Annotated in this window: 16 protein-coding genes; 9 read left to right on the top strand and 7 right to left on the bottom strand. The window is 72.6% G+C overall.

Translation table 11 applies throughout. The features are described from left to right. Nucleotides 1-182 precede the first annotated feature (182 nt). Nucleotides 183-2,513 (top strand): hypothetical protein, encoded by a 2,331-nt coding sequence (locus ABD331_RS37440; RefSeq protein ID WP_344485940.1) that lies wholly within the window; start codon nucleotides 183-185, stop codon nucleotides 2,511-2,513. Here ABD331_RS37440 and ABD331_RS37435 read toward each other — a convergent pair. The 3 genes from ABD331_RS37435 to ABD331_RS37425 all read right to left on the bottom strand — a co-directional run bounded on the left by ABD331_RS37435 (nucleotide 2,497) and on the right by ABD331_RS37425 (nucleotide 5,544). Further along, nucleotides 2,497-3,027, bottom strand: a complete 531-nt coding sequence (locus ABD331_RS37435) for a DUF6114 domain-containing protein (RefSeq protein ID WP_344485937.1) — start codon at nucleotides 3,025-3,027, stop codon at nucleotides 2,497-2,499. The genes ABD331_RS37440 and ABD331_RS37435 overlap by 17 nt on opposite strands. Next, nucleotides 3,005-3,601 (bottom strand): DUF6230 family protein, encoded by a 597-nt coding sequence (locus tag ABD331_RS37430; RefSeq protein WP_344485934.1) that lies wholly within the window; start codon nucleotides 3,599-3,601, stop codon nucleotides 3,005-3,007. Before ABD331_RS37430 ends, ABD331_RS37435 begins: the two co-directional genes overlap by 23 nt. A 137-nt stretch (nucleotides 3,602-3,738) precedes the next feature. Continuing rightward, complete coding sequence (locus tag ABD331_RS37425; protein WP_344485931.1) at nucleotides 3,739-5,544, bottom strand: alkyl/aryl-sulfatase; 1,806 nt, start codon at nucleotides 5,542-5,544, stop codon at nucleotides 3,739-3,741. A gap of 152 nt (nucleotides 5,545-5,696) precedes the next feature. On the opposite strand from ABD331_RS37425, the gene ABD331_RS37420 reads away from it, so the two are divergent. The 3 genes from ABD331_RS37420 (at nucleotide 5,697) to ABD331_RS37410 (ending at nucleotide 8,400) form a co-directional block, all read left to right on the top strand. Next, nucleotides 5,697-6,101 carry a DUF7144 family membrane protein gene (locus tag ABD331_RS37420; RefSeq protein WP_344485928.1) on the top strand — a complete coding sequence of 135 codons (405 nt, stop codon included), beginning with the start codon at nucleotides 5,697-5,699 and terminating at the stop codon, nucleotides 6,099-6,101. Between the two features lie 110 nt (nucleotides 6,102-6,211). Further along, entirely contained in the window at nucleotides 6,212-6,391 is a 180-nt protein-coding gene (locus tag ABD331_RS37415) for a hypothetical protein (RefSeq protein ID WP_344485925.1), read from the top strand. Further along, entirely contained in the window at nucleotides 6,388-8,400 is a 2,013-nt protein-coding gene (locus ABD331_RS37410; protein WP_344485922.1) for a prenyltransferase/squalene oxidase repeat-containing protein, read from the top strand. Before ABD331_RS37415 ends, ABD331_RS37410 begins: the two co-directional genes overlap by 4 nt. 90 nt (nucleotides 8,401-8,490) lie before the next feature. Here ABD331_RS37410 and hpnE read toward each other — a convergent pair whose 3' ends face one another. Both hpnE and ABD331_RS37400 read right to left on the bottom strand, forming a co-directional pair. After that, nucleotides 8,491-9,807, bottom strand: coding sequence for a hydroxysqualene dehydroxylase HpnE (gene hpnE / locus ABD331_RS37405; protein WP_344485919.1), 1,317 nt, complete (start codon nucleotides 9,805-9,807; stop codon nucleotides 8,491-8,493). Continuing rightward, the gene (locus ABD331_RS37400) at nucleotides 9,804-9,938 is read right to left on the bottom strand and encodes a hypothetical protein (protein WP_344485916.1); all 135 of its coding nucleotides are present in this window, start codon (nucleotides 9,936-9,938) and stop codon (nucleotides 9,804-9,806) included. Before ABD331_RS37400 ends, hpnE begins: the two co-directional genes overlap by 4 nt. Before the next feature lie 190 nt (nucleotides 9,939-10,128). Here ABD331_RS37400 and ABD331_RS37395 point away from each other — a divergent pair, with 190 nt between their 5' ends. Both ABD331_RS37395 and ABD331_RS37390 read left to right on the top strand, forming a co-directional pair. Beyond that, a complete protein-coding gene (locus ABD331_RS37395; RefSeq protein WP_344485913.1) occupies nucleotides 10,129-11,304 on the top strand; it encodes an NAD(P)/FAD-dependent oxidoreductase in 1,176 nt (391 codons plus the stop codon). Further along, nucleotides 11,301-12,638: an FAD-dependent monooxygenase gene (locus ABD331_RS37390; protein ID WP_344485910.1), complete on the top strand. Its 1,338-nt coding sequence runs from the start codon at nucleotides 11,301-11,303 to the stop codon at nucleotides 12,636-12,638. The genes ABD331_RS37395 and ABD331_RS37390 overlap by 4 nt, the downstream gene beginning before the upstream one ends. Here ABD331_RS37390 and ABD331_RS37385 read toward each other — a convergent pair. Continuing rightward, nucleotides 12,565-13,110, bottom strand: a complete 546-nt coding sequence (locus ABD331_RS37385; protein ID WP_344485907.1) for a hypothetical protein — start codon at nucleotides 13,108-13,110, stop codon at nucleotides 12,565-12,567. The two genes, ABD331_RS37390 and ABD331_RS37385, sit on opposite strands and share 74 nt — an antisense overlap. Before the next feature lie 146 nt (nucleotides 13,111-13,256). Between ABD331_RS37385 and ABD331_RS37380 the strand changes: the two genes are divergently transcribed. The 3 genes from ABD331_RS37380 to ABD331_RS37370 all read left to right on the top strand — a co-directional run bounded on the left by ABD331_RS37380 (nucleotide 13,257) and on the right by ABD331_RS37370 (nucleotide 16,951). Then, the gene (locus tag ABD331_RS37380) at nucleotides 13,257-13,658 is read left to right on the top strand and encodes an effector-associated constant component EACC1 (protein ID WP_344485904.1); all 402 of its coding nucleotides are present in this window, start codon (nucleotides 13,257-13,259) and stop codon (nucleotides 13,656-13,658) included. A 3-nt stretch (nucleotides 13,659-13,661) separates the two neighbouring features. Further along, on the top strand, nucleotides 13,662-16,034 hold the full coding sequence (locus ABD331_RS37375) for a caspase, EACC1-associated type (RefSeq protein ID WP_344485901.1): 2,373 nt from the start codon (nucleotides 13,662-13,664) through the stop codon (nucleotides 16,032-16,034). A 131-nt stretch (nucleotides 16,035-16,165) separates the two neighbouring features. Continuing rightward, on the top strand, nucleotides 16,166-16,951 hold the full coding sequence (locus ABD331_RS37370) for a class I SAM-dependent methyltransferase (protein WP_344485898.1): 786 nt from the start codon (nucleotides 16,166-16,168) through the stop codon (nucleotides 16,949-16,951). Here ABD331_RS37370 and ABD331_RS37365 read toward each other — a convergent pair. Beyond that, nucleotides 16,938-18,392, bottom strand: coding sequence for a high affinity choline transporter 1 (locus ABD331_RS37365; protein ID WP_344485895.1), 1,455 nt, complete (start codon nucleotides 18,390-18,392; stop codon nucleotides 16,938-16,940). The two genes, ABD331_RS37370 and ABD331_RS37365, sit on opposite strands and share 14 nt — an antisense overlap. Between the last annotated feature and the right edge of the window lie 11 nt (nucleotides 18,393-18,403).

Here is an 18,403-nt window from a genome sequence, read left to right as displayed (position 1 = left end):
AAAGCCCGGAAATCAGGACCGATTCCCCCAGAGCGGTCCGCGCCCTTCCAGATACAAGCCGAGAAGCGGCGTCATGAATATGGCGATAAAGACACCTGTTCACGCTCTGTCCGAAGGTGGACGATCGGGCGTCAGACGGCGGGGGCCTCCAGGACAAGGGCGGGGAGATCATGAAGCGACGCTTGAGCGGGACCGGGGCACCGTTGCGCAGGAGCAAGCGCGCCAAGTCCGAGCCGATCCGGTACGTGCCGGGCTCGTCGCTCGTCGCGACCAAGAAGCCGAAGCCCAAGCCGAACAAGTCGCTGATCGAGGCCGACCCCAAGATGACCAAGGTCGCGCCCGCGACCGGCCAGTGGAGCAAGATCGTATTCACCCCCGGCCACCAGCAGCTCCCCGCCGGCGCCAAGGTGTCGCTGTCCCCCGAGCCGGAGATGGACGGCGCAATCGGCGCGCGCTGGATCAAGACGCTGCTCGTCAGCGGGCTGCAACGCACGCCTTCGCCCTTCCGCAACAGGATGGGCGACCACACCACCGCCTGGCAGGCGGTCGTGGACTCCGTCAAGGCCGCGGTGCACGAGAAGTCGATCAAAAACGCGGCCGCCGCCATCCTGGACCTGCAGATGGCGGCGGAGGCGTCGCTGAAGGCGGCCGACGGAAGCAACAGGCTGCTGTTCAAGTGGATGGAGCAGATCGACGCCGCGAGCGCGACCGACCGGCTGCCGCGCATGCAGGACGCCGCCCAGACGGTCGCCGAGGCGTGCGAGCGGGCGAGCAAGGCGAAGACGGAGTCCGAGGCCTCGGCCGCGCTGTCGCAGGCCATCGCCCACCACCTCGCCTTCCTGAACTACCTGCCGTTCAGCACGGTCCCCGCCGCCTCCGACCGCGGCTCGACCGGCTCGGGCGAGGGCACGCATCACGCTGCGCTCCTCGGCTACGAGATCGCCGCCGCCGAGGCGATGAAGGCGAAGAAGAAGCCGCCCGCGATACTGGCGGAGGGCGCCGGCGCGGCGGTGTGGGGCATGTTCGCCTTCGACGCGGTGCTGCGCGAGGCGCACATCGACTACGCGCTGAACCCGGCCACCGCCATGCAGTCCGCCAAGCAGTACGGCCAGCTCACGGCCATCAACGCCAAGATCAACCAGGCGCTGAAGGCCGTGGTGGCCAACGCCGGCAAGCCCGCGCAGCAGGACGTCATGGAGGAGGCGCTCGCGGAGCTCGACGCGATCATCGCGACGGACGGCGTCTACCGGGACATCCTCCTGGCCGCCGGGCACCTCAAGGCGAAGGTGACGGACGTCCGGGAGCGGCTGTCGGAGCCGTACCAGCACGACCGCGCGCAGCAGGCGCGCAAGCTGCAGAACTCTCCCGCCACCCAGGGCCACCTGGACAAGGCCAAGCAGGTGGCCGCCGACGTCACGAAGCTCGGCGACGGGAACCAGGCGGCCTCGCTCGCCACCGACCTGCTCGCCAACCTGCTGCACAAGCACGTGCGCACGATGGCCGCCACCTACCCGCACTCTGTCGCCGCGCTCAACCTCGGCCCGCCAGCGGGCGGGAAGCTCGGCGCGAAGGCCGCGGAACAGCTCGCCGGCATGGTGGAGGAAGGACTGCGCAAGCACTACCCCGACTACTTCACGGACGGCACGGAACCGTCACGGCTCCAGCCGCTGCTCAAGCAGGTCGCGGCCCAGCTCGCGGCCATGCCCGCCATCGCCGTGAAGCCCGCGAACACCACGTGGGCCAGCGAAGCGCACCGGGCCGACCTGGTGGTGACGGTCAAGGCGAAGGAGAAGGAGAAGCTCAAGGTCAACGGCCGCGCTCCGGCCCCGCCGGGCGTCGCGGGCATGGGCTGCCACACCACCGCCTGGGTGATGGAGACGCAGCACGTCAACTACCTGGTCCGCGAGGCGCGCACCGACAAGGAGGTCATCGCCGCCCTGCGGTCCGCCGTGCTCGGCGACCTCAACGGCAAGCCCATCGGGCTCGCGCACCTGCTGCCGATCGACCAGATCAGAGGGCGGCAGCTCAGCTCCCTGTTCGACCAGGCCGCCGCCGTGCTGAAGGCCGAGAGCGCGTCCCAGGCCGCCACCGCGTACCTGTCGTTCCGCAACCTCCTGCCGTACGCGACCGTCGACGAGGGCGACCGCAGCGGCAAGCGCGAGCGCAAGGACGGCACCCTGGAGGAGACCTACGACAAGGCCGCCATCGAGCAGGCCGGCAACCGCATCAAGGAGGAGCTGAAGAAGGCCGGCGCCGACGTCATCGCCTCGCTGCGGGACGAGGACGACCTGCTCAGGCAGCAGTCGGCGCAGTGGGACTTCAACCCGGTCCTCGCCGCGGCCGTCGAGGCCGCGCGCACCCGGCTGACGGACCTGGCCGACAACCTGGGGAACCAGCAGAGCGCCGCCCGGAACAAGCTCGGCGACCAGGGCAAGGCCCTGGTGCTCAACACGCGGCAGGCCGAGCACAAGAAGGTGTGGACCGAGGCGAAGGCCTTCAGGACCGGCAAGTGAGGTCCCGCACCTCGCGCCTCCTCCTGGCCGCGGCCCTGGCCCCGGCCAGCGCGCCGCGCACGGTGACGCTGTCGAAGCGGTTGGCGGGCCGGCTGACCGGGGTCCAGGCCAGCGTCAGCATGCCGCCCAGCAGCCCCAGCACCATGCCGATCAGGAAGCCGCCCAGATTGGAGTAGACGAACGAGGCCAGGGACAGCACCACCGACACCAGGCCGAGGAACGCCCGCTGCCCCGGCTGCACCCACACCAGGACGCCCGCGATCACTAGGATCACGGCGATCAGGAACCCGGCCCCGACCCGGCCGAACATGATCGCCACGGGCAGCGCGTTGACGGCGAGCGGGATGGACAGCAGCTCCAGGCCCGCCGCCACGACGAGCAGCCCGCCCCAGAACGGCCGCGATCGCCGCCACGCCCGCCCGCTCGTCGTTTCAGAAGCGCGCGCCTCAGCAGCACTCGTCTCAGCAGCACTCGTCTCAGGAGCGGTCGTCTCAGAAGCACTCGTGCTCGCCACGCAGCACCTTCATTCCCAGGTCGGGCAGGCTGAACGTGGCCGCCGTGGCGGCCCACGCGTCCAGCCTGACGTTGCGGAGGGTGACCGACGAGGCCTGGCCGCCGAAGGTGCCGGCCGGGCCCCTGGCGTCGGGCACCTCGTCGAGGGTGGCGGCGTCCCGGTTCAGCTCCAGCTCGCGCAGGGTGGCGGCGGTCTGGCCCACCGCCACGTCGATCACCAGGTCGTCGATGGTCACCACGTTGCCGCCCCGGCCGCCGGTGAGCACGATCGTCACCGTGCCGATCGGGGTCCTCACCAGGGCGCTCTGGCACAGGCCGGTGACCACGGCCCGCCGCACGCCGGTGGTGATGACGGGGATCCGCCGGTCCTTCCGCGTCCGCACCACGTCACTGGACAGGGCGAAGCCCTGGCCGCGCAGCTCGCCCGCGAAGAGCTTGAAGCTCCTGCCCGACACGACGAACGTGGCGCCGATGACCCCCTGCGCCGTGGCGCCGACCAGCAGCGAGGTCATCGCCGCGACAGGAGCGAAGATCCAGGCGAAGCGCTTCCACCGCACGCGTCCCTGCTCGGCCATGACCCTGCTTTCCCATCAGTCTGTACGGGCGGACGAGCCCGCCTCGTGTCGAGCATGGGCGAGACGGGTGCGGCATTTCGCCGGACGCGCCGGGTTGTTGCAGCACCTATGGCCCACGGCTGGACATTCTTGGTCTGTCAGGGCGTGACGATGGCGAAGTCCGGGACGGGCTCCTCCAGGACGGAGGTCAGCCGCCCCAGGACCGACAGGTCGCCGTCATGGTCCAGGCCGCCGGCGTCGCCGCCACCGGTGAGCAGGCCCAGCAGGCGTTCCCTGGTGAGCCGGAGGGTGAGGTCCGCGCCGTCGCCCGCGGGTGACGTCTCGTGGATCAGCACCCCGTTGCCCAGCGTGGTGCGGTGGTGCTCGTCCGGATCGGTGAGGCGCCAGTCGATGACGAAACGCTCGTTCCACGCGCCGGGGCCGTTCACGCGGATGGCGAGGGAGTCGAAGAGCTGCTCGGCGCTGAGCGCGGCGAGCAGGTCCGGCGAGGAGGTGTCGGTGGCGCCCGCCGACGCGCCGCCGTTCAGCTCGCTCGCGCCGGTCAGGAAGAAGTTGCGCCAGGTGGCGTTCTCCGCGCCGTGGCCCATCCGGGTGTAGACCTCGGCCAGGAGGCGGCGGGCCCTGGAATCCTGCTCGTCGGCGAAGATCGCGTGGTTGAGCAGGGTGGCGGCGAAGCGCAGGTCGCCCTCCCCGATGTAGCGGTCGGCCAGCGCGACCACGGCGGAGGTGCCGCCCAGGCATTCGACGTAGCGGCGCGCCTGCTCGACGGGCGGATGCTCCCACAGGTGGGCCGGGTTGCCGTCGAACCAGCCCAGGTAACGCTGGTAGATCGCCTTGACGTTGTGGCTGACCGAGCCGTAGTAGCCGTGGGTGTGCCAGGCCTGCTCCAGGGCGGGCGGAAGCTGCATGGCCTCGGCGATCTCGGCGCCGGTCATGCCGCGGTTCAGCATGCGCAGGGTCTGGTCGTGCAGGTACGCGTACAGGTCGCGCTGCTGGGCCAGGAAGGTGACGATCGCCTGCCTGCCCCACGTGGGCCAGTGGTGGGAGGCGAAGGCCACGTCGGCGCGGCCCGCGAACAGGGCGATGGCCTCGGTCAGGTAGCGGGACCAGACGCGGGCGTCGCGGACCAGCGCGCCGCGCAGCGTCAGCACGTTGTGCAGGTTGTGGGTGGCGTTCTCGGCCATGCACAGGGCCCGCCGGTCGGGGAAGAAGAAGTTCATCTCCGCCGGGGCCTCGGTGCCGGGGGTGAGCTGGAAGACGATGCGGACGCCGTCCACGTTCTCCTCCTGCCCGGTGCGGGTGACGTCCAGGGTGGGCGGCAGGAGCGAGACGGTGCCGGACGAGGTGCCCATGCCGAGGCCGCAGCCGAGCTGGCCCTCGGGGGAGCGGGGCAGGCGCTGGCCGTACATGTACATGGCGCGGCGGTTCATGGCGGTGCCGGCGTAGACGTTCTCGGAGACGGCGTGCTCCATGAAGCCGGCGGGCGCGATGACGGGGATGTTCTCGCCGTCGGTGACGCCGCGGGCGCCGCCGAAGTGATCGGCGTGGGAGTGGGTGTAGATCAGGCCGGTGACGGGCCGGTCGCCGCGGTGGTCGCGGTAGAGGCGCAGGGCCGCCGCGGCGCACTCGGTGGAGACGAGCGGGTCGATGACGATGACGCCGCGCTCGCCCTCGACGAGGGTCATGTTGGACAGGTCGAGGCCGCGCACCTGGTAGATGCCGTCGGTCACCTCGAACAGGCCCTGCTTGGCGCAGAGCTGCGCCTGCCGCCAGAGGCTGGGGTGCGCCGTCTGCGGGCACTCGCCGTCGAGGAAGCCGTAGACGTCGTTGTCCCAGACGACCTTGCCGTCGGCGGCCTCGATCACCGCGGGGCTGAGCGCGGCGATGAAGCCGCGCTCGGCGTCGTCGAAGTCCGCGCGGTCGTGAAAGGGAAGGTCTGCCATGGGACGGTGGTTCCCCCGGCCGTCTCCGGAGAAGGCAAGCACGGCCCCAAGAGTGGGCATGCCTGGCCCTATTTAAACCCGTTTGTCGTATTTGTCCGACCGGGTGGGGAAGCACCACACGGAAGCCAGAGATCTAACGGGGGAGGGTTCTGATGACCTACCACCATGCACGCCAGGTGACCGGCTGGGTCGGCTGGATCTGGTTCGGCGGCATGATGATGGTCCTGGCCGGGCTGTTCAACATCATCACCGGTCTCGCCGCCGTCTTCGCCGACCGCGTCTACGTACAGGCGCCCAACCGGCTGCTGCTCTTCGACGTCAGCACCTGGGGCTGGCTGCATCTCGCCCTCGGCGTCCTGCTCCTGGCCACCGGCATCGCCGTCAGCGTCGGCCAGGCCTGGGCCAGGATGGTCGGCGTCGTCCTGGTCATGCTGAACGCGCTGACCCAGCTCACCTGGATCGCCGTGAACCCTTGGTGGTCGCTCGCCGTCATCGCGGTGGACGTCCTGGTGCTGTACGCGCTCATCGTCCACGGCCGGGAGGCCAAGGTCGACTGACCGCGGCACCGCGACCACGGCGATCCGGTGCCCGACCCCCTTGTTGATCGCTCTTTGTAGTTGTATTACTACTGAGAGTGATTACACGAGGTCGGGGAGCGGCATTGGCCATGGAGTCAGGGTGCCTGGGTGAGCACCCCCAGCCGGAGGCGCTCACCGAGACAGCACCAGCAACCTCCTGGCCGCGGCCCGGCGTCCCGCTGCTCGAACATCCCGAGCACCTGCCGCCGCACCTGACCGTCCGCAAGTGGCAGGACCACCTCGACCGGGCCGGCCGGGGGCGCGCATGACCGCCGAGCAGGCACACCGGCTCGCCCTGCGCCACCTCACCGGACTCCAGCGCGACGACGGCTCCTGGGAGGGCGAGATGGTGTGGAACACCATGATCCTCTCCCAGTACGTGATCGTCCGCCACGTCGTCGGCCGCCCCGTGACCGACCAGGCGGAACGCGCGGACATCCTGCTCCACTACCGCCTGGCCCGCACCGGCGAGGGCGGCTGGGGCATGCATCCGGAATCCGGCCCCTACGTCTTCTTCACCACCCTCGCCTACGTCGCGCTGCGCCTGCTCGGCGTGCCACCCGGCGACCCGCTCACCGCCCAGGCCCGCGCCTGGCTGCACCGGCAGCCCGGCGGCGTCCAGGCGATCCCGACGTGGGGCAAGCTGTGGCTGTCGCTGCTCGGCCTCTACCACTACGACGGCGTCAACCCGTTCCCGCCCGAGCTGTTCCTGCTGCCCCGCGCCCTGCCCGCGCACCCCGACCGGCTCTACTGCCACACGCGCGCCGTCTACCAGGCCCTCGCCTACCTCTACGGCCGCCGCTACCACGCCGACCTGGGCACCCTCACCGCCCAGCTCCGCACCGAGCTGCACGGGGAACGCGCCAAGACCCCGGACGCCTTCGCCGCCTGCCGCGACGCGCTCAGCCCGGCCGACACCCACGTCGCGCCTTCCGCCCCGTTGCGCCTGCTGCACCGTCTGCTGCTCGGCTGCGAGCGGGCGATCCCGGACGGGGTGCGGCAGCGGGCGCTGAGCCGGTGCCTGCGGCGGGTCGTCGAGGAGCAGCGCGCCACCGGACACCGGGCGTTGTCGCCGGTCAACGGGCTGCTCAACTGCCTGGTGCTGTACGCCGCCGATCCCCGTCACCCCGAGCTGGGGCCGAGCTTGGCGGGGCTCGAGTACTGGCGGTGGCGCGACCCGCAGCAGGGCATCCGGTACTGCGGGGCCCGGTCGCACTCCTGGGACACCGCGTTCGCCCTGGAAGCACTCACAGCAGGACCCACGGCAACGCCCGTAACACGCCCCACGGCGGGACCCGCCGCGACGCCCGTGGCGCGGCCTGCGGCGGGTGGGGGAACGGCCCGCGTCGTTCATGCCGTGCGCGCCGGCGCCGCGTTCCTCAGCGCCGCGCAGCTCACCGAACCGCTGCCCGCCCCCGCCCCCGAGGGCCGCGCCCCGGTCACGGGCGGATGGTGCTTCTCCGAGGGCGGCCACCGCTGGCCCGTCAGCGACTGCACGGCCGAAGCCCTCGCCGCCCTCGCCACCGCCCCCGGCGTGCCACTCCCGCCCGCCAGAATGACCGCCGCCGCCACGTTCATCCTCGACCGCCAGAACCGCGACGGCGGTTTCGGCACCTACGAGGCCCGCCGCGGACCGCGGCTCCTGGAGGCGCTCAACCCGTCCGAGATGTACGCCCGCTGCATGGTCGAAGGGTCGTACGTCGAATGCACGGGCTCGGCACTGACAGGGCTGGCCCGCGCCCTGCCGTACCTGGGAGGAGGGGTGCGCGCCCGCGCCCGCGACGCGATCCGGCGCGGCACCCGCTTCCTCCTGCGCCAGCAACTCCCCACCGGCGCCTTTCCCGCCGTCTGGGGCGTGCACCACACCTACGGCACCTTCATGGCGGTACGCGGCCTCCGCGCCGCCGGGCTCCGGCCCGACGCCCCCGAACTCCGCCGGGCCGCGGCCTGGGTGCGCGGCGCGCGGCGGCCCGACGGCGGCTGGGGCGAGCACTACTCGGGTTGCCTGGAACGGCGGCACGTCGCCCATCCCCGCAGCCAGCCCGTGATGACCGCGTGGGCCGTGCTGGCGCTGCTGTCCTGCGGGGCCGTGGACGATGAGGTCACCGCGGGCGGGGCGGAGTGGTTGCGGCGGCACCAGAACGCGGACGGCTCCTGGACCCAGGAGGCTGTGACCGGGGTGTTCTTCGGCACCGCGATGCTGCACTACCGGCTCTACGCCGCCTACTTCCCGGCCTGGGCGCTCGGCGCCTACCTGCGTGCACGCGCGACTGAGTGACGACGCGGCGGCTGCTCGCGCGTGCCGCGGGCGTTAAGGCTCAGGCGGCTGCTCGCGTGGCGCGCCTCGCTGAGCGCTGCGGCAGGTGGCTCACACGAGCGGCCCGTTGAGCAGCGCCTCGGCGGCGGCTCGGCCGCTGCGTACCGCGCCCTCCATGGTGGCGGGCCACCCGGTGGCCGTCCACGCCCCGGCCAGGAACACCCGCGGCGACCCTGTCCGAGGCCCGGGCCGCAGCGCGGCGGTCCCGGGCGCGCCCAGAAAGGTGGCGGACCGCTCGCGCGTCACGAAGAACTCCACCAGCCAAGCCCGCCGCGCCGCCGGAAACAACTCCGCCACGGCCCCCGGAAACACCCGCCGGAACTCCTCCACCGGCCAGTCCACCACCCGGGTGGCAGCCGGCAGCGACACGGCGAGATACTGCCCGCCGCACCCGGCCGCCGCCGTCCGGTCGAAGACCCACTCGACGGGCGTGCCGACCCCGGCGGCGAAGGGCAGGTCGGTGACGCGACGGTCGTAGCGCAGGTGGACGTTGACGATCGGGGAGGCGCCGAGCCGCACGAAGCGGGACGCGTCCGCGCCGGCCGCCGCGGGCACCAGCCGGGCGGCCACGTCGTGCGGGACCGCCAGCACCACGGCGTCGGCCCGCCGCGAGCCGCCCGCGTAGAACGCTTCGATCCCCTCGCCGCCCAGTGCGACGGCGCGCACCCGGGTGCGTGGCAGCACCCGCACCCCGGCGTCCCGCAGCGCCTCGCCCGCCGCCCGGTCGTGGATGTCGCCGAGCGGGACGCGGGCGTACCCGAGGTCGGACGCGCCGGCGGCCGACAGCAGGCCGGTGCGGAACACCTTGGCGGCCAGCGCGAGGGACGCCTGCGCCGCGGAGGCGTTCAGCGTGGCCTTGCCGATCAGCTCCCACAGCCCTTCGAGCGCCGCTGCGGACTGGCCGCGCGCTTCGAGCCACTCGCCGAAGCTGCGCCGGTCCACCTCCGGGTCGGACGGGTCCAGCCGCCGCATGGCCAGCATCGCCCGCGCGGCGGCCAGCCGCTGCCCGGCCGGGACGTGCGGGTACACCGACAGGGCACGCGCCAGGTGCAGCGGCGCCGGCAGCCGATCCCGGTACAGCCGCCCCCGCATCCCGCGCGGGCCGAGCACCGGGATCGACAGGCGCGGCTGGATCTCGACCAGGTCGGCGGCCCGCACCCGCTCCAGGAACCACCGGTACGCCTCGCAGCAGCGCAGGAAGACATGCTGGCCGTTGTCCACGGTCAGCTCGCCCCGGCGGTAGGAGCAGGCGGCCCCGCCCAGCCGTGGCCGCGCCTCGACCAGCTCGACGGAGACGCCCGCGTCGGCCAGGTCCAGCGCCGCCGCCGTGCCCGCCAGGCCGCCGCCCACCACCAGCACCCGTCTCACCAGATCTCCTTCACTCCGGTGCCGGCGGGCAGCAGCGGGGCCCGCGCCGCCACGCCGGTCTTGGCCCGGCCGGGCACCGTCACCCGGCGCTCCAGCACCTGGAGCGGGTCGCGGGCGATGCGCCGCAGCACCGCGCGGCAGACGCCGGCAGCAGGCGCAGGGCGATGGGGAAGTTCTCGTGACCGGCCTTGTCCCTGAGGGTCGCGGCGTCCGGCAGCCCGATGGCACTCAGCTCCTTCGTGTGGACGAGGTCAAGCGACTACACACTGTTACTGTAGGCGAGTATATGACTACGGAGAGTGTCTGACGATAGGGGCTCCGGTGTCTCAAAAGCTGGTCACGAAGATCGCGATCGTCGGAGCCGGTCCGGCGGGCGGCGCCGCGGCGGCGGCCCTCGCGCAGCGCGGCGTCGGCGACGTCCTCCTCCTGGACCGCGGCGAGCCGCCCCGCGACAAGACCTGCGGCAGCGCGCTGTCGCCCGCGACGCTCGGCGTCCTGCGCGGGCTCGGGCTGCGCGACGAGGTCGAGCGGCTGGGATATCCGGCCCGTTCCCTGCTCCTCACCACGCCCGCCGGCCGCTCGCTGCACCTGCACACCCGCCAGGGCGCGATCATCCTGCCGCGCCGGCACTTCGACGAACTGCTCGTCCGCCGGGCCACCTCCCGTGGCGTCGGCTTCACCGGGTCGTTCCGCGCCACCGAGCTGATCCGTCACGGCCCGCGCGTGCGCGGCGTGCGCGGCGTGCACCAGGGGCGGCCGGTGGAGGTCGCGGCGGACGTGGTGCTCTGCGCGGACGGCGGCCACTCGATCTTCCCGGCGGACCCGCGGCCCGAACCGGCGATCGTCACCGTGATGGGCTGGTGGGAGGAGTTCCCGTTCGAGCCGCACACCCTGGAGATGATCTTCGACCGGCGGCTCTCGCCCCTCTACGGCTGGATGTTCCCCGAGACCGCCGACCGGGTGAACATCGGCATCTGCGTCGACCGCGAACGGCTGCGCCGCTGCGGCGGCAACGTCCGCGACCTGTTCGCGGGGTTCCTGCACGCCCGCTTCCGCGACCGGCTCAGGAACGCCAGGCAGGTGGGCAGGCTGCAGGGGCATCCCATCGCGTACACGTCGATCGTCCGCGACCTCACCACGCCGGGCGCGCTCCGCGTCGGCGAGGCCGCCCGGCTGACCAGCAGCGCCACGGGTGAGGGCATCTTCCAGGCCGTGCAGAGCGGGATCTACGCGGGTCACGCCGCCGCCGACGTCGTGCAGGGCGTGCGCGGGGAGGAGGAGGCGTGGCAGCGTTACCGTGCCGCCTGCCGCAAGCGGTTCACGTCCGGGCTCGTGGGCGGGCTGGTGGGCGGGCTCGCGGTGCGGGCGGCGGTGCGCGGCGGGCTCCTGGACGCGGCGGCCGTCATCTTCGGCGACCCCCGGCTGCGCAGGCTCGCCACCCGGGTGGTCGGTTCCGGGCTCACCGGCACCCACCTCCCGCCGCCGGAGAGCACGTGACGGCAGCCGCGAGGGCGGACGTCGTGGTCGTCGGCGCGGGCCCGTCCGGGTGCGCCGCCGCGCTGGCGTTCGCCGGGCAAGGGGCGCGGGTGCTGCTCCTGGAGGCGGAGGCCCGCCCGGTACGGCGCTTCGCGGGCGAGTGGCTGCACCCGCCAGGCGTGGCCGCCCTGCGCAGGCTGGGCGTCGAACTCCCCGCCTCCCGCTTCGTCACCGGCGCGGGCTTCGTGGTGTTCCCCGACGACGGCGGCCCCGCCATCGCCCTGCCGTACACGCGGGGCCGCACCGGGCTCAGCTTCCCCCACTCCGCCCTGGTACGCAGCATGCGCTCGGCCGTCGCCGCACACCCCCGGATCGTTCTCGGCATCGGCAGCCGCGTCACCGGCATCAGCGGCGGCCACGTCACCTACACCTCCTGCCACGACGGCACGGACCGGCACGTCACCGCGGGCCGGATCATCGGCGCGGACGGCCGCACCTCACTCCTGCGACCGGCCGCCGCGGGCGCGAAGCGGCTGTCGCGCCTGGCCGGAGTCCTGCTGCGGGACGTCTCGCTGCCCGCGGAAGGCTACGCTCACGTCTTCCTCGGCGGCCCCGGCCCCATCCTCGCCTACCGGCTGAACGCCTCCACCGTGCGGCTGTGCATCGACGTCCCCCTCACCGTCCGTCCCGCCGACCTGACCCGCTACCTCATCCAGCGGTACGAGCAGGTGCTGCGCGCGCCCCTGCACGCGGCCATGGTCGCGGCGCTGTGCCGGGGCGAGACGCAGTGGTCGGTCAACCGCTTCCAGCCCCGGCGGCTGTACGGGCGGGAGCCGCACGCCCTGGTGGGCGACGCGGTCGGGCACTTCCATCCGCTGACGGCGGCGGGGCTCACCCTGGCCATCCTGGACGGCGAGCGCGTGGCGGCGTCCGGCACGATCGCGGACTACGCGCGCGAGCGGGCGGCCCGCAGCCGCGTGCCGGAGATGCTGGCCGACGCGCTCTACACGGTGTTCACCTCCGACGCCCCGGCCGAGGCGGCGCTGCGCAGGGCCGCCTACGCGCTGTGGCGCCGCGACCGCGCAGAACGGGGGCGCACCATGCGGCTGCTGTCCACGGACGAGACGCGCCCCGGCCCGTTCGCCGCCGCCTTCCTGCGCGTCGCCCGCGTGGCGGCGGGCCGGCTCGCCCGCGACGTGCTCACCGGCCCTCGGCCGCGCCACACACTGAGCGTGCTCCGCGGCCTCCTCGCCTGGCTCCGCCGGCTGGCCGGGCTCGCGTTCAGGCGGCCGGCAGCCGCGTGTCCTCCATCAGGGGCTGGACGGGGCCGGCGAACCTCCGCAGGACCGGGATGACCGCCTGATGCAGCAGGAACAGGTCGCCGAGCAGCCACGGCAGGTTCGGCACGACGAGGATGACGAAGTTCCAGAAGCCCTTGTCCGCCATCCCGGCATAACCGGACACGTGCGCCGTCCAGAAGTAGAGGAGCACGAGCGCGGCGGAGTAGGCGGAGAGCCCGAGCTGGAGCGGGTAACGGTAGAAGCGCCGCCGGACGATGGCCCAGACGAGCAGCGCGTTGAAGACCTGGGTGACGAAGACGTCGAAGGTCTCCAGCGCGAGGGGCAGGGCGGTGAAGCCGCTGCCGTAGTAGGCCGCGTCGCCCCTGCCGTACAGCCGGTACGCCAGGGCGAACACGTCGCTCCGCTGCCTGATGTCGTGGTGGTGGAGGATGAAGTAGAGCTCGATGGTCCAGGCCATGAGCATGAAGAAGCTGAGGATCGCGATCGAGACCCGGTCCCGCCAGGACAGTCGTCGCAGCTCACCCATGATCGATCCTTATGACTTATTGTAGTCAAAGAACTACTATAAGTAATCTAAGGAGGAAGGGCTTACGCGCCAGACCTGGCAATGGAACGATGCGGGAAACGTCGGGGGACGGGGTTCGCGTTCAGGAAGCCAGGGGTGGGCAGCCAATGGTGAACGACGGCGACGGCGTGCTGAGCATGCGGCTCGAACTGCACGCCCACCAGGAGCTCGATCCGGAGCACGCCGACCGGCTGGTCCGGCGGCTACGCGTCGAACTGGACGAACTCGACGTCGAACGCGCCACCCTCGCCATCGACGGCCCGCCGCGGCCCGCCGGGGCCAAGGGCGCCGACCCCGTCACCGTGGGCGCCGTCATCGTGGCGCTCAGCGCGTCGGGCGGCGTACTCACCACCGTCATCGGCACGCTCAGCGACTGGCTCACCCGGCAGTCGAGACGGCACCGCATCTCGGTCACCATCGACGGCGACACCATCGAGCTCGACCGGGCCACCGCCGAGCAGCAACGCGCCCTCCTCGACGCCTACATCCGCCGCCACACGGACGGCTGAGCGATGAGCCGCCGGCTGGCGCTGCTGGTCGCCACCTACGAGTACGCGGACGCGGGGCTGAGCGGCCTGACCGCCCCCGCGCACGACGCCGAGGCGTTCGCCGCCGTCCTGCGCGACCCGGAGATCGCCGGGTTCGAGGTGACCACGCTCATCAACGAGCCGCACCACCGGGTGGGCGAGGCGATCGGCGACTTCTACCGCGACCGCCGCCGCGACGACCTGACCCTGCTCTACTTCACCGGCCACGGCCTCAAGGACGACCACGGCCGGCTCTACCTGGCGATGTCCAACACACGGCGCGACAGCCTGCTGTTCACCGCGCTGTCGGCCGACCACATCGACCAGGCGATGGAGGGCTGCGCGTCCCGGCAGAAGGTGCTGGTGCTCGACTGCTGCTACAGCGGCGCCTACCCGACCGGCTCGATCGCCAAGGCCGACACCGCCGTGCACACCCTCGAACGCTTCCAGGGGCGCGGCCGGACCGTGCTGACCGCGTCCGACGCCACGCAGTACTCCTTCGAGGGCGACCGGCAGGAGGGGCGGGCGCCGCAGTCGGTGTTCACCCGGTACCTCGTCGAAGGGCTGCGGGACGGCAGTGCCGACCTCGACGGCGACGGTGACATCACGCTGGACGAGCTGTACGGGTACGTCCATGACCGGGTCGTGGAGGAGATGCCGCAGCAGCGGCCCAAGAAGCAGTCCGACGTCGAGGGGCGCACGGTCATCGCGCGGAACGTCAACTGGACGTTGCCCGCCTACCTGCGCAACGCGCTGGGGAGCCCCATCGCTACCGATCGGCGGGCTGCCCTGGATGGGCTCGCGCATCTGCACCGGGTGGGGAACGGGTGGGTGCGGGGGCAGGTGCTGGAGGAGATTCGGCGGCTGGTGGAGGATGACAGCAAGGTCGTGTCGGGGGCGGCGGAGGCGTGGTTACGCTCCATCCACCCACCGACACCACCACCCCCCGCCCCACCTGCGCCCACGCCCACGCCTGCGCCTACGCCACCGCCCACGCCTGCGCGCACACCTACGCCACCGTCCGCGCCACCGTCCGCGCCCGCGCCCGCGTCCGCGCCACCGTCCGCGCCACCGTCCGCGCCCGCGCCCGCGCGCACGGCTGCGCCTTCGCCAACGCCCGCGCCTTCGTCCGCGGCGCAGCCACCTTCGCGCACGTCGCCTCCCGCCGCGCGGCGGCCCACTGCCGACAAGCTGGTCGCGGGAACGAGGCCGGCACGTCCGGCGCCGCACCCCGAGCCCCCCGCGACACCCCCTGCCGCGCCGCCGAAGGGCGGGTCGCGCTTCTGGCCCCCCACCCGCGACCCCAAGGCCTTCGCCGCCATCGCCACCGCACTGGCCCTGCTGACCGCCACCGTGATTTACCTGATCACCACATCCTCCTCCGGCAGCGACAGCGCCTCCCAAGCCAGCGGCGGCCCCCTCCAGCCCACCACCCTCATCACCGGCCTGACCAGCCCCATCGACGCGATGACCTTCACCCAGGGCGGCAAGACCCTGATCACGGTCGGCCACGACAAGAAGGTCCGCCGCTGGGACGCCACCACCGGCAAGAACGTGAGCACCTTCACCCTCAAGGGCCCGACCAACACGTACGCGTTCAGCCCCGACGGCGGGATGCTGGCCACGGCGGGACTGTCCGACAAGGGCAGGTGCACGGTACGCCTGTGGGACACCGACGAGAGCCGCTCCCCGGTGACGCTCACCGTCGCCGACGTCCAGGCAGGCTGCACGACAGCGCTGGACCCCGGCGGCGAGACGCTCGCGGTGGCGAGCGGCCTGGCGGGCGTCGACGACTACACCAACCGCGTGCACCTGGTGGACGTGAACACCCGTAAGGTCACCGACTCGATGAAGGGTCACACCAACGGGGTGGGCGCCCTCAGGTTCAGCCCCGACGGCACCCTCCTGGCCAGCAGCGGCTACGCCACCGACACCACGCGGTTGTGGGACGTGGCCGAGGGCCGCGGCAAGCTCGCCCTTCCCCAGCAGAGCGGCAGTATCGTCCGCGACTCGGCCTTCAGCTCTGACGGCGCGCGCTTGGCCACCCTCCGCGGCGACGACCCCGGCACACGCGTGCAGGTGTGGGACGTGGCCACCGGGAAGGAGCTCGGCATGCTGACCAAGCCCGGGGAGACGTACACAGCGCTGGGGTTCGCCCCGGACGGCGGGGTGCTCGCCGCCGGTGTGAGCCCGGGCACGGGCAACGGCGGCGTCCTGGTCCGCGAGGTGGTCAGCGGGTCGATCGAGGCCGTCTACACCGGACACACCGGCCCGCTGCTCCTAGCGTTCAGCCAGGACGGCGGGATCCTCGCCGCGGCCGGCTCCGACGGCACGATCCGCCTCTGGCCCATCACCTGAAAGCACGGAGCACCTGAAAGCACGGAGCACCTGAAAGCACGGAGCACCCGGCGAGCACGGGACACCTAGCCAGCCGCCCACTCACTCCCGCAGACTGGCAGCGAAAGCCCGTCAACCGGAAAGGGATCGAGATGCCGGACCAGAACGACGCACAGACGCGCACGTGGGCCACCGGCGACTACCGATCCATCGGCGCCCGCTTCCTCCTGGCCGCCGAGCTGCTGTGCGAGACGGCCCAGTTACGGGCAGGCGAGGCCCACCTGGACGTCGCGACAGGCACAGGAAACGTGGCCCTGGCAGGCGCCCGCCGTTCGGCGAGGGTCACCGCCATCGACCTGGAGCCCGAGCTGCTGGCGCACGCCGCGCGCCGCGCCGAGGCGGAGGGGCTGAAGGTGGACTTCCGTCAGGGTGACGCGCAGGCGCTGCCGGTGCCGGATCACTCCTACGACCTGGTCACCTCGACGTTCGGGGTGATGTTCGCGCGCGACCAGGAGCGGGCGGCGGCGGAGCTGGTGCGGGTGACGCGGCCGGGCGGCCGGATCGCGCTGGCGTGCTGGACGCCGTCCGGTTACATGGGCCGGATGCTGGCGCTGAACACCGCGCACGTCCCGCCCGCGTCACGTGCGAAGCCGGAGAGCCGCTGGGGCACGATGCGCGGGCTGCGCGAGCTGTTCGGGGCGGGCGCCGCGATCGAGGCGGCGACGCGGGACCTGTGGTGGCGCTTCCCCAGCCCCGACGAGCACGTGCGGGCCTGGTGCGCGACCTACGGCCCCACGATGGTGGCGCTCGGCTCCCTGGACGAGGCGGGCAGGCGGGCCCTCGTCGCCGACCTGACCGCGCTGGTCCACGAGTTGAACGCCGACGGCGACACCCTGCTCATGCCCCTCGAGTACCTGGAGATCGTCATCCGGCCCTGACCGCGCCCTCCTCGGCGGGCATGCGCAGCTCCCTGCCCGGGGCGGCGGCCGGCGCGGTGACGAGCGCCACGACCACGTAGACGACGAGGGACGCGCCCAGCGCGATGAACGTGGGCCAGCCGTCGAAGCTCGCGCCGGCCAGCGTGTTCGGGATGTAGAGGAGGGTGTTGGGCGCGCCGTACATGGTGGGCGTGATCGCGAACAGCACGAGCCGTACGACCAGACCCACCGTCAGGGCGGCCATGGCGGCGGGGGAGGAGCCGCGCCGCCAGTAGAAGCCGAGCACGAACGGCACGGCGAGGCAGGCCAGCATGAGGTCGAAGGCCAGCGTGAGCAGCACGCCCGTCTGCGGCACCCGCAGCGCCAGCAGCACCGCGCCGCCGACCACCGGGAGCATCGCCCAGCGGGTGGCGCGCAGCAGCGGGTCGGCCCGTCCGGGCTGGTGGACGCGGCGGGCGGAGCCCACGTTGCGGACGGCGACGGCGGCGGTGCCGAGGATGGCGCCGTCGGCCGTGGACAGCGACGCGCTGACGATGCCCGCCAGCACGAGCACGCTCAGCGCGGCGGGCGCGGCCTCGTCCAGCAGCGCCAGCAGGCCCTGGCCGGTGGAGACGGCGACCAGCGCGAACGGCACGCCGATCACGGTGGTGCCGGCGGCGGCGATGAAGCAGGCGCGGCGGGCCACGCCGGGGGAGCGGGCGGCGAAGATGCGCTGCATGAAGTCGATGGCGACGATGTCGCCGATGCCGAGCGCGACGAGCGTGGCCCAGTTGACGACCGCGCCCTGCGCGGGGTCGGACAGTTGCCCCAGGTCGAGCGGCCCCATGCCGGGCGGGGCGCTCAGCCCGAAGGTGGCGGCCACCCAGAGCAGCAGGCCGAGCGCGGCGATCCCGGTGATGAGCATCTGCACGATCGAGGTGTAGGCGTCGCTGAGCAGCCCTCCGGCGAGCGTGTAGATCAGCACGACGGCGACGATGATGAGGATCCCGCCGGTGTAGGAGGTGCCGAGGAAGCGTTCGAACAGGAAGCCGCCCGCCACCAGGTTGCCCGCGACCAGGATCATGAACGCGGTGATCATCAGCAGCGCGGCGGCGAACTCGACGGCCCGGCCGAACCGGAGCCTGAAGTAGTCGGGCAGGGTGGTCAGCCCCATGCTGTTCATCGGCCGGGCGAAGAACAGGCCGGTGAGCAGCAGGCACAGGGCCAGGCCGAGGGGCAGCCCGGCGCCCGCCCAGAAGCCGAGCCCGGCGGCCAGGTCGGTGGCGCCGAGGGTGGCGTTGGTGTCGACGGCCTGGCCCATGAGGGTGGCGGCGACCACGGGCAAAGCCAGGGTACGGCCGGCGACCAGGAAGTTCCTGCTGTCTCCGGCGACGCGGCGAGCCACCAGCAGCCCGACGACGACCATGGAGATGATGGCGAGCGTGACACCCAGAATGATCATTGCTGGACAGC

The organism is Nonomuraea monospora, from assembly GCF_039531895.1.
Lineage (GTDB): Bacteria > Actinomycetota > Actinomycetes > Streptosporangiales > Streptosporangiaceae > Nonomuraea > Nonomuraea monospora.
Note: the sequence above shows the minus strand (reverse complement) of the source record. Positions and strands in the feature narration are given on the sequence as shown.

What these genes read in the sequence shown, in the direction of transcription:
- ABD331_RS37430 (WP_344485934.1), bottom strand. Translation starts at nt 3,601, where the DNA reads ATGGCCGAGCAGGGACGCGTGCGGTGGAAGCGCTTCGCCTGGATCTTC.
- ABD331_RS37425 (WP_344485931.1), bottom strand. Translation starts at nt 5,544, where the DNA reads ATGGCAGACCTTCCCTTTCACGACCGCGCGGACTTCGACGACGCCGAG.
- ABD331_RS37420 (WP_344485928.1), top strand. Translation starts at nt 5,697, where the DNA reads ATGACCTACCACCATGCACGCCAGGTGACCGGCTGGGTCGGCTGGATC.
- ABD331_RS37415 (WP_344485925.1), top strand. Translation starts at nt 6,212, where the DNA reads ATGGAGTCAGGGTGCCTGGGTGAGCACCCCCAGCCGGAGGCGCTCACC.
- ABD331_RS37410 (WP_344485922.1), top strand. Translation starts at nt 6,388, where the DNA reads ATGACCGCCGAGCAGGCACACCGGCTCGCCCTGCGCCACCTCACCGGA.
- ABD331_RS37385 (WP_344485907.1), bottom strand. Translation starts at nt 13,110, where the DNA reads ATGGGTGAGCTGCGACGACTGTCCTGGCGGGACCGGGTCTCGATCGCG.
- ABD331_RS37380 (WP_344485904.1), top strand. Translation starts at nt 13,257, where the DNA reads ATGGTGAACGACGGCGACGGCGTGCTGAGCATGCGGCTCGAACTGCAC.
- ABD331_RS37375 (WP_344485901.1), top strand. Translation starts at nt 13,662, where the DNA reads ATGAGCCGCCGGCTGGCGCTGCTGGTCGCCACCTACGAGTACGCGGAC.
- ABD331_RS37370 (WP_344485898.1), top strand. Translation starts at nt 16,166, where the DNA reads ATGCCGGACCAGAACGACGCACAGACGCGCACGTGGGCCACCGGCGAC.
- ABD331_RS37365 (WP_344485895.1), bottom strand. Translation starts at nt 18,392, where the DNA reads ATGATCATTCTGGGTGTCACGCTCGCCATCATCTCCATGGTCGTCGTC.